Raw genomic sequence first — 9,151 nt, forward strand, 5'->3', positions numbered from 1 at the left:
GGCCGCGCTCGGCGAGATGCGGGCCGTCTGCAGGAAAATCAGCGCGCCGGTCAGCCCGGTGGCAGCCGCCAGTAGATGCCGCCCGTCACGGCCACGACCAGCGCCAAAGCCAGCCAGTAGGCCATGACATCGCGTGCCGCGGCCTCGCGGACGCCGAACAGCGCCCGGACCGCATCGGTGCCCAGGATGCTGCTCGTCGCCTCGCGCGGCAGCGACGTGCCGGTGCCGCCGCCAAGTGCCTTCCACTGCGCAACCAGCAGGCGCGTCACTTCGGCGATCACCCAGGTGCCGATGGCGAAATACGCGCCCTGCAAGCGGAACGCGAAAAAGGCCGTCGGAACCGCCAGCACCAGTGCCGCAAGGGCGCCCAGCGGGATCGCCAGGACCGGATTCCAGCCGAGCAGGATCACGCCGGCGAACATCGCGTAGGCGCCGATGCCGACGAAAGCCTGCTGGCCCACCGAGACCAGGCCGCCATAGCCCGCCAGCAGGTTCCAGATCTGCGCCAGCGACAGCATGGTGAGGATGAAGAACAGATCCTGTATGACACCACGCGAGGCCACGGCAGGCAGCGCGAGCGCGGCGACGAGGAAGATCGGCACGATGATCGCGGTCACGGTTCCGGCGCGGGTGCGGGTTGTCAGTCGATACATGCCGGCCCTCAATCCACTGCGCGCGGAAAAAGCCCGCGCGGCCTGAGCAGCATCACGGCCAGGAAGGCGATGTGGCCGGCCAGGATCTGCCATTCCGGATTGAGCGCGGCGCCAAACGTTTGCGCCACCCCGATGATGATCCCGCCGGCAAGCGTCCCCCACAGGCTGCCGAGGCCGCCGATGATCACCGCCTCGAAGGCATAGATCAGCCGCGCCGGTCCGATCGAAGGATCGAAGTTCGCGCGCATGCCGAGATAGAGCGCCGCCAGCGTCACCACGACCATGGCGATCCCGGTGGCGATCGCGAAAATCCGCTTCGGCTCTATCCCCATCAGCCCCGCCGTCACGGCGTCGTCCGAGGTGGCGCGGAAGGCACGGCCGAGGGCGGTGTGGTAAAAGAGCGCGTTGAGCGCAATGATCGTCACGATCGCCGAGGCAAAGGTCATCAACGGCATGATCCCAACCGTGACCAGCCCTAGATCGAGCGATGCCCCTTCCAACGCGCCCACCGGAATGCGGCGGCTGTCGGCGGAGAAGGCCTCGAGCAGGCCGTTCTGCAAGGCGACCGACAGGCCGAACGTGACCAGAAGCGGCGGCAGGATGTCCTTGCCCAGCACGCGGTTCAGGACGGCGGCCTGCAGCAGCCAGCCGAGCCCGAACATCACGGGCATGGCAATCAGGGCAGCGATCCAGGGCGACAAGCCGAGCAGCGTGACGCCCATCAAAACCAGATAAGCGGCAAGAATGATGAGGTCGCCATGGGCTAGGTTCACCAGCCGCATGATGCCGAAGACGAGGCTCAACCCTGCTGCAAACAGGGCATAGAGCCCGCCCAGCAGAATCCCTTGCACGAGGGTGTCCAGCCAGATCATCGCCGCGCCACCTCGATCAGGCCACAAGGGTGCTGTGCGAGCAGACGACCGAGCCTTGGTTCCCGCGTCATGCCGCCACTCCGAAATAGGCAGAGTGGATATCTTCGCGCGTGACCTCGGCCGCCCTGGCGGCCAGCGTGGCGCGACCCTCCATCATGCAGTAGACGCGGTCGGCCACTGCCAGCGCCTTGCCGATATCCTGCTCCACCAGCACGATCGCGGCGCCGCCTTGGCGGATCCTGGGAAGTGCTGCGTAGATATCGCGGATGACGACGGGCGCGAGGCCGAGGCTGATCTCGTCGCAAAGCAGCAATTCGGGGTTCGACATCAGCGCCCGGCCGATCGCCACCATCTGCTGCTGGCCACCCGAGAGCGCGGTACCGGGGCTCTTGCGCCGCTCGCCCAGGATCGGGAAAAGGTCATAGACCGCGTCGAGGCTCCACGGCCCCTGCACCTTACGCGCCTGCCCGCCGACCAGCAGATTTTCCTCGACGGTGAGCGAAGGGAACAGCCGGCGCCCCTCCGGCACCATGGCGATGCCGCGCTTCATGATCTCGGCCGAAGACAGCGCGCCGATCGGCTCGCCCCTGTGCAGCACCATGCCGGGCGCGTTGCCGATCACGCCGGTGATCGAGCGCATCAGCGTGGATTTGCCGGCGCCGTTGGCGCCGATGATCGCCACGCATTCGCCCGCGGCCACGGTGATATCCACACCGAACAGTGCCCGGAACTGGCCGTAATTCGCGGTGAGGCCGCGCGTTTCCAGCATCAGACCTCGAGCCCCAGATAGATTTCGCGAACCGCCTTCGAGGCCATGATCTCATCAGGCGCGCCGATCCCGATCACGCGCCCGAAATCCAGCACGAGGAGCCGCTCGACCACCGAATTCAGGGCATGCAGCACATGCTCGATCCAGATGATGGTGGTCCCCCTCGCGTGGATGGCTCTGATCGTCGCGACCAGGGCCTTGCATTCGCCCTCCGTCAGACCGCCCGCGATCTCGTCCAGAAGCAGAAGTTCGGGGCCTGTCGCCAAGGCGCGGGCGAGTTCCAGGCGCTTGCGGTCGAGAAGGCTCAACGAGCCGGCCACGAAATTGGCTTTCCTGAGGAGCTCCGTCGCCTCGAGGATACCAGCGCAATCCTCGACCATCTCGGCCTCGCGTCCGCCGCGGCCGAAGGCGGCGGCGGTCAAGAGATTCTCGAACACGGTCAGCCCCTCGAAAGGCTGCGGAATCTGGAAGCTGCGGCCGACGCCCATGCGCACCCGCTCCATGGCCGGAGCGCGGGTCACGTCGCGGCCGAGGAATTCGATGCGGCCCTCATTTGCAAACAAGTTTCCGGTGATCAGGTTGAAGAGCGTCGATTTTCCCGCGCCGTTCGGGCCTATAATGCCCAGCGCTTCGCCGCGCGGCACGCTGACGGTCACGGAATCCGCAACCTTCAGGGCGCCGAAGGACTTCGAAACGTTTTCCAGCCTGAGTATCATCACAGTCATCCTTGGGTCGCGCCGAACGAGGGCGGCGCAGCCGCCCCCGGCAGCGTCAGGCCAGGGCTTCCATCTTGCCAGCGGTGGGAATCTCGGTAGCGCCGGCGTTCTCGACGGTCACCAGATCGAAGCCGCCACCGGCCTTCTTCCGCCACTGGCCGCCAACGAGCGGCGTCTTGCAGACGTTCTTCGCGGCGAAAGGCGGCAGTCCCGCACCGCTCCATGCCACTTTCCCCACCACCGTCGTCATGTCGGTGGCGGCTATGGCCGCCGCGATCGCCTCGGCATTGGTCGGATCCGAAACGCGCCCCATGACATTGGCCGCCACCTCGAACAGCGAATGGACAAAACCGATCGGCTGCGTCCAGGGGCGCCCGGTCTTGGCGGTGAAATCCGCCGCGATTTCCGCCGAGCTCTCGCCCGTCACGGACGATTTGAACGGATGCGAGGCCGACCACCAGACCTCGGATGAGAGGTTGTGGCCAGCATCGCCCAGCGTCTCGACCGATTGCGGAAAGAGGATCGCTTTGGCCACCGTTATCGCCTTGGGCTTGAAGCCCTGCTGGCGGGCCTGGTTCCAGAAGGTGGTGAAGTCCGGCGGAATGACCACACCGGTGACGATCTCGGCATTGGCCGCCTTGAAGGCGTTGACCTGCGCGGTGAAATCGTCCGACAGGTTCTGATAGCGGCCGGGATCGGCAAGGCTGAAACCGGCGGCATCGAGGCCCGGCTTCAAGCCGTTCTTCGGATCACCCCAGGCATTGCCGTCGGCATCGTTGGGGAACAGCCCTCCCACCTTGCCGTTGGTGGAAAGCTGCTTCCACATGCCGGTGTAGACGGCGATGATGTCCTCGAGACCCCAGAAATAGTGATAGGCGAAGTTGAAAGGCTTCCACGAGGACGGATCGGCCGGATTGCCCTGCTGGCCGATGAACCAGGGCTGCCACGGCGCCATCGTCGAGATCACCGGCACGCCCTCCGCCTCGCAGGTGGTGGCCACCGGATTGGTGTTCTCGGGCGTCGAGCCGACGAGCATCAGGTTGATCTCGTCATCGACGATCAGGCTCTTGGCTACCTCGGCCGCGCGGTTGGGGTTCGACTGGCTGTCCTTGACGATGACCTCGAAGTTCTTGCCCGCCTCGGAAGCGAGGAAGGCCTTGATGTTGTAGGCGTCGCTTTCCGCGAAGCCGGCGAGCGGCCCCGTCTGCGGCGAAACATAGCCCAGGCGGATCTTGGCGCCTTGCGCGATGGCCGGCGTCGCCAGGCGCGAACCGGCGAGCGCCAGGCCTGTCGCCGCCGAGGCTTTCAGTAGGCTGCGTCTTGTGATCATGTTTGGTTCCTCCCTCTTGTTTTGTTCTCAGTCCCCCGGACGGCGTCCCTCCCACGCCGCCTGAAGGAGTTCCCTTATCGATCCCGGATCAATCGGCCTTGGATTCGCATAGGCATTCTTCACCGCGATTGCCGCCGCGCGGTCGAGATCGGCCTCCTCGATGCCGATCGCCTTCAGGCTCAGCGGAGAGCCGACCGACTGTGCGAAATCCCAGAGCCCGCCGCCCGCCGAACCACCACCGAATGCCTCAGCGATCGGGCGCAGCAGATCGGGCACCGCCGCTTCGTTGAAGGCGGTCGTGTAGGGCAGCAGGATGGCGTGGGTTTCGGCGTGCGGCGTGTCGAACGAGCCGCCGAAGACGTGCGCCAGCTTGTGATGCAGCGCCATCGAGACATAGCCGAGTGCGGTCGAGCAGCACCACGCCGCATAGAGCGCCTGCGTCCGCGCCGCGCGATCCTGCGGATTGCCGATCAACCTTGGAATGCCTTCCCGAAAGGCAACCATGGCATCCCTGCACATCAGCACGATGACCGGATTGCGATCGGGGGCATACAAGGCTTCCATCGCATGAGCGATCGCGTTCATCGCCGAGGTTACGGTGAGATTTACCGGCAAGCTCAGTGTCAGATCGACGTCGTAGATCACCGTCTCTGGGCGAATGTCCGGCGAGCGGCGGGTGGTCTTCTCGCCGGCTGCCGTCTCGCCGAGTATGTCGGTCATTTCCGAGCCGGCATAGGTGGTGGGAATGACCACCTGGTCGGCGCCCGTGCGCACGGCAATGGCCTTGCCGAGCCCAGTGGTCGAGCCGCCGCCGAGGCTGACGACCGCCGAAGCGCCACTGCCGCGGAAGGTATCGATGGCCTTTTCCGTGACCTCGACAGGGGTATGCATGACCGCGCCGGCAAAGATCCCGGCGGCGAGGCCACCAAGGCTTGCGGCCAGCCTTTCCGCATCGCCCTTCTGATGCGGCGTCGAAAGCACCATCACCTTTTCATGGCCGAGCCGCCGGACTTCCTCCTCGACGCGAGCCATGGTGCCGGCACCGAAGACCACCCGTGTCGTCAGGCCCGGAAAGGTGAAGCTGTCCATCATCGCGCCGCCTCCATGCGCGGGCCACGCCCGGCCGCGAGGTCGTCGAGGATAGTGCCCAGCATGGCAATCTCGGCGTCCGAGACCTCATGGCCGCGGCCCGGGAACAGATCGGCCCGCAGGCTCGCGCCAATCCGGCCCAGCGATTGCGCGGCATCGGCAAACGCCGAGACCGGTATCCACGGATCGGCATCACCACCGGAAAGATAAATCGGCATTCCGGCCGGCGCCGCCTCGGATCTTTCGTCCGCCGGAACGCCGACACGGCAGCCCGTGAAGGCCGCCAAAGCGTCCGGCGGCGGCAGCCCCGCACAGAGATATTCGATCGAGAGACACGCCCCTTGCGAGAAGCCCGCGAGAAGCAGCGGCAGTCCGGGCAGTTCGGCACGCGCCGCAACCATTGCGGCCGCAAGGTGGTCGAGCGCGTCAGAGAGCTGCGCGCGGGCGACCGACGTCAACGGGTCGACGGCACGCGCCTCCCACCACATGCCGTGCGGCGCGCGCGGCAGGATGAAGGCCACGGCCGACGCGGAAAGCCGCGACAGCACATGGGACTGCATCTCTTCGGGCGATTGGCCGCGGCCGTGGACGAAGACGCAAATCGCCTTAGCCTCCGGGCCTCTTGGCCCAAGCCGGAGCGGACCGCTGCCTGAACTCACGCGAAATCCGCCTGTTCCAGGCCGGCCTGCAATTCGCTCTCGCGGTCCTTGAACCAAGGCGGGAAGACCAGCGTCTTGCCGATCTGGCCCGGAGGCTCGTCCTTGGCCCAGCCTTCCGGCGTGGTCCAGGCAATTTCGAACAGCGCGCCGCCGGGCGAGCGGACATAACAGGACTTGAAGTAGTTGCGGTCCTTCTGCTCCGATATGTCCGTGAAGCCGAGGCCCTCGATATGAGCGCGCAGCTTCAACTGGTTCTCTTCGTCGCCGGTGTTGAGGGCGAGGTGGTGGATCGTGCCTCCCGCCAGAGTCCAGGTGCCCTGCGGGCTGTCGCGGTCGACAATGACCTCCACGCGCTGTGCGACGCCGGCCGCATCCGGCACGCGGAACACGAGCCCCTCGTGGTCGTCGGCCTCTTTCTCCATCGGCAATGCGATGGTCAGGAAGTCGTCCATGGCGGTGCGGTCCATCACCGCCACCACGGCGCCGTAGATTCCCTTGATGCCGTGGGCCTTGCCGATGCCCTGCGCCTCGTTGGTGATGGGCGCGCGGGGATCCCTGTCGCTTTCCACCAGCTCATGCGGGATGCCGCAGGGATGTGCGAAAGCCGCACGGTCGGCGCCAAAACGGGTGATCTTGATGGCCTCGATGCCGCGCGCATTCAACCGGTCGACCCAGAAATCCGCGGCGCCCCTGGGGATCGACTGCATGATGGTGCGCGACTGATTGGACCCGCGGCGGCCATAGACGCCCGGCTTGCGGAACGGGAAGGTGGTGATGATCGTCGACGCATCGCCATTGGGCGAGCCGTAATAGAGGTGGTAGACCGGGATGACGCCGTCGAACAAGACGGTGCGCTTCACCGAATGCAGGCCGAGCGCCTTGGTATAGAAATCAAAATCTTCCTGAGCGCTGTCGGTCGAGAGCGTCAAATGGTGGTAGCCGCTGATACGTGCCATCGGTCATCTCCTCCCAGAGGTTTCGGTATCGCTCCGCCGCTGCGGGCAGAGCACGAGGTTGAGGTCGAGCGCGTGCTTGCGTTTTCCTCCATTGGGCGGCAGCGCGCGGAACTCGGCCATGAGTTCGGGTTTGACCCCGAAGATGGCATCCCGGCCGATCGCAGGGTCCGACCGGTCGAAGATGTGGGTCGTCAGCGTCTCGAAGCCCTCCGCCGAGACGCGAAAATGGATATGGGCCGGCCGCTCGAGGCCAAGGCCCAGCGCTGACATCAATTGACCGACCGGTCCGTCCGACGGCAGCGTGTAGCCCTTCGGCTTCACCGTCGTGAAGCGGAACCGTCCCTGCGGATCGGTACGGAAGCGTCCGCGCAGATTGAATTCCGGCTGGCGGTCGGGTTCCTGGTTCTCGTAGAGACCCTCGGCATTGGCCTGCCAGATCTCGACCGTCGCATCGCCGACCCCCGCGCCGTCGAGCGCGACGATGCGGCCCGCGACCTCCAGCGGCTCGCCCTTGTGATCGCGCGAGATGTTCGCGCCGGGTGGCATCTCCGGCACGTCGGCCCGGTAGAAGGGCCCGGCCAGGGTGTTTGGTGTCGCTCCGGCGGGGCGCGGGCTGTTCTGATCCTCGATCAGCGAAGACACGCCCAGGACGTCGGCGAACAGCACCCATTCCTGGCGCCGCGCATCGGCGTAGTGGCCAACCTCGGTCAGAAAATCGATCGCCTGGCGGAATTCCTCGCCGGAGGGCCGCAACTCCACGATCAGCGCGTGCAAACCATCCACGGCTGCCTGCGCCGCCGCCGCCAGGCGGGACTGGCCCATTGCCGTCAGGCGCCGCGAGAATTCCTCGGCCTGCGTCGATATCGCCTTGGGGGACTCATCCCGCTTCGGGTCGTGCTGGCCGTGCATTCCGCCGGGGCCTCCCTTCCCCTTGCCAAGCGGGATAGCACGGCCCGACGCGATGCTTGATGAGATGTGACGTCCCTTGTATAGCGTTTTGCTATGAAGCTGAACGAGCGCCACCTCATGCAGCTCGCCGCGGTGCTGGATGCCGGCGGCGTGTCGGAAGGAGCCGCCATGCTGGGCTTGACCCAGCCGGCGGTCAGCCGATCACTGGCCATGCTGGAGGCGCGGGTGGGTGAGCCGCTGTTCCTCAAGGGCCGCCGGCCGCTGCAGGCGACGCCGCTCGGCTTCCAGCTGGCGGCGCAGGGCCGCACGATCATCACCGCGTCGCGCAAGGCGTCGGATGCGGTGCAGGGCTTCATGAAAGGCACCAAAGGTGTCGTCCGTGTCGGCGGCGTGCCGTTCTTCATGGACGCGATGATCAGCCGGATGATCGGAGAATTCCAGAAGCTCGAACCCGAGGTCACCGTTCAGCAGAGCTACATGAACCTGCCCGAGATGGTCGCGGCGCTGGACAGCAACCAGATCGACCTCGGCATCGTGCCGATCGGCGTGCTCGACCTTGGTCCCGGCTTCGAATTCACCGAAATCCTGCCCGGACGCAATGTCGTGGCTTGCCGGCCCGATCATCCCCTGCTGCGAAATCGCCGCCTCAGGGCGCATGACCTGACCAGCTTTCCCTGGGTGGCTCCCCTGCCCGGCTCTCCGCTGATGTCGGACCTGCAGATGATCCTGATGAGCATCGGCATGTCGGACCTGAACATCCGCTATTCGGGAGGCTCGCTGATGAGCGTGATCAACTTCCTTGCCGAAACCGATGCGTTGGCCGTGCTGCCATTCTCCGTAGTCTTCGCGCAGCGCAAGGAGAGCCGGGTTACGGTGCTGCCCTATGAAATCCCGCAGCCCAGCCGCTCACTCGGTATCCTTCGCCGGGTCAGCGGACCACGCTCACCGGCGGCAGAGCGCTTCGCCGGCCACGTCACGACCGCCTTCGAAAACCTGAAGCACATCATCAAACGGCATGAGAATGCCGTTGTCTGGGGACGGTAAACCAGCCTCGCTATTCGAATGATGCGGTAGCGTCACACAACGCGCATGTTTCCTCCAGCCGGAGGCGCTTCATCCCCGCGTCGCCGGTTAGGCTCGACGGCCGCCCGCCCCCAAAAGCCGTCGGGCCGCCAGAAATCCCGATATCCTATTGGTC

The 9,151-nt window shown here is 65.8% G+C and carries 9 protein-coding genes and 1 pseudogene; 1 reads left to right on the forward strand and 9 read right to left on the reverse strand.

Annotation, left to right across the window (positions count from 1 at the left end; translation table 11 throughout):
* The 9 genes and pseudogenes from EN884_RS14695 to EN884_RS14735 form a co-directional block, all read right to left on the reverse strand.
* Nucleotides 1-653 (reverse strand): annotated as a pseudogene (locus tag EN884_RS14695) (branched-chain amino acid ABC transporter permease); the annotation flags it as partial.
* Nucleotides 654-661: 8 nt separating this feature from the next.
* Complete coding sequence (locus EN884_RS14700) at nucleotides 662-1,525, reverse strand: branched-chain amino acid ABC transporter permease (protein WP_013533093.1); 864 nt, start codon at nucleotides 1,523-1,525, stop codon at nucleotides 662-664.
* Between the two features lie 67 nt (nucleotides 1,526-1,592).
* Entirely contained in the window at nucleotides 1,593-2,294 is a 702-nt protein-coding gene (locus tag EN884_RS14705; protein WP_063167500.1) for an ABC transporter ATP-binding protein, read from the reverse strand.
* Nucleotides 2,294-3,010, reverse strand: coding sequence for an ABC transporter ATP-binding protein (locus EN884_RS14710; RefSeq protein WP_063170177.1), 717 nt, complete (start codon nucleotides 3,008-3,010; stop codon nucleotides 2,294-2,296). Before EN884_RS14710 ends, EN884_RS14705 begins: the two co-directional genes overlap by 1 nt.
* A gap of 55 nt (nucleotides 3,011-3,065) precedes the next feature.
* Nucleotides 3,066-4,340, reverse strand: coding sequence for an ABC transporter substrate-binding protein (locus EN884_RS14715; protein WP_063167499.1), 1,275 nt, complete (start codon nucleotides 4,338-4,340; stop codon nucleotides 3,066-3,068).
* A 27-nt stretch (nucleotides 4,341-4,367) separates the two neighbouring features.
* Nucleotides 4,368-5,429: a maleylacetate reductase gene (locus EN884_RS14720; protein ID WP_063170176.1), complete on the reverse strand. Its 1,062-nt coding sequence runs from the start codon at nucleotides 5,427-5,429 to the stop codon at nucleotides 4,368-4,370.
* A complete protein-coding gene (locus EN884_RS14725) occupies nucleotides 5,429-6,088 on the reverse strand; it encodes a dienelactone hydrolase family protein (protein WP_013533098.1) in 660 nt (219 codons plus the stop codon). The genes EN884_RS14720 and EN884_RS14725 overlap by 1 nt, the downstream gene beginning before the upstream one ends.
* The gene (locus EN884_RS14730; RefSeq protein WP_013533099.1) at nucleotides 6,085-7,044 is read right to left on the reverse strand and encodes a VOC family protein; all 960 of its coding nucleotides are present in this window, start codon (nucleotides 7,042-7,044) and stop codon (nucleotides 6,085-6,087) included. Before EN884_RS14730 ends, EN884_RS14725 begins: the two co-directional genes overlap by 4 nt.
* A 3-nt stretch (nucleotides 7,045-7,047) precedes the next feature.
* Nucleotides 7,048-7,953, reverse strand: a complete 906-nt coding sequence (locus EN884_RS14735; RefSeq protein ID WP_063167498.1) for a dioxygenase — start codon at nucleotides 7,951-7,953, stop codon at nucleotides 7,048-7,050.
* 93 nt (nucleotides 7,954-8,046) lie between these two features.
* Between EN884_RS14735 and EN884_RS14740 the strand changes: the two genes are divergently transcribed.
* A complete protein-coding gene (locus tag EN884_RS14740) occupies nucleotides 8,047-8,997 on the forward strand; it encodes a LysR family transcriptional regulator (protein ID WP_013533101.1) in 951 nt (316 codons plus the stop codon).
* Nucleotides 8,998-9,151: the final 154 nt, after the last annotated feature.

The organism is Mesorhizobium sp. M7A.F.Ca.AU.001.01.1.1 (assembly GCF_004022735.1).
Lineage (GTDB): Bacteria > Pseudomonadota > Alphaproteobacteria > Rhizobiales > Rhizobiaceae > Mesorhizobium > Mesorhizobium ciceri.

Bases quoted from the DNA above. Each gene is read 5' to 3' on its own strand.
- EN884_RS14735 (WP_063167498.1), bottom strand. From the start codon at position 7,953: ATGCACGGCCAGCACGACCCGAAGCGGGATGAGTCCCCCAAGGCGATA.
- EN884_RS14730 (WP_013533099.1), bottom strand. From the start codon at position 7,044: ATGGCACGTATCAGCGGCTACCACCATTTGACGCTCTCGACCGACAGC.
- EN884_RS14700 (WP_013533093.1), bottom strand. From the start codon at position 1,525: ATGATCTGGCTGGACACCCTCGTGCAAGGGATTCTGCTGGGCGGGCTC.
- EN884_RS14715 (WP_063167499.1), bottom strand. From the start codon at position 4,340: ATGATCACAAGACGCAGCCTACTGAAAGCCTCGGCGGCGACAGGCCTG.
- EN884_RS14720 (WP_063170176.1), bottom strand. From the start codon at position 5,429: ATGGACAGCTTCACCTTTCCGGGCCTGACGACACGGGTGGTCTTCGGT.
- EN884_RS14705 (WP_063167500.1), bottom strand. From the start codon at position 2,294: ATGCTGGAAACGCGCGGCCTCACCGCGAATTACGGCCAGTTCCGGGCA.
- EN884_RS14710 (WP_063170177.1), bottom strand. From the start codon at position 3,010: ATGATACTCAGGCTGGAAAACGTTTCGAAGTCCTTCGGCGCCCTGAAG.
- EN884_RS14740 (WP_013533101.1), top strand. From the start codon at position 8,047: ATGAAGCTGAACGAGCGCCACCTCATGCAGCTCGCCGCGGTGCTGGAT.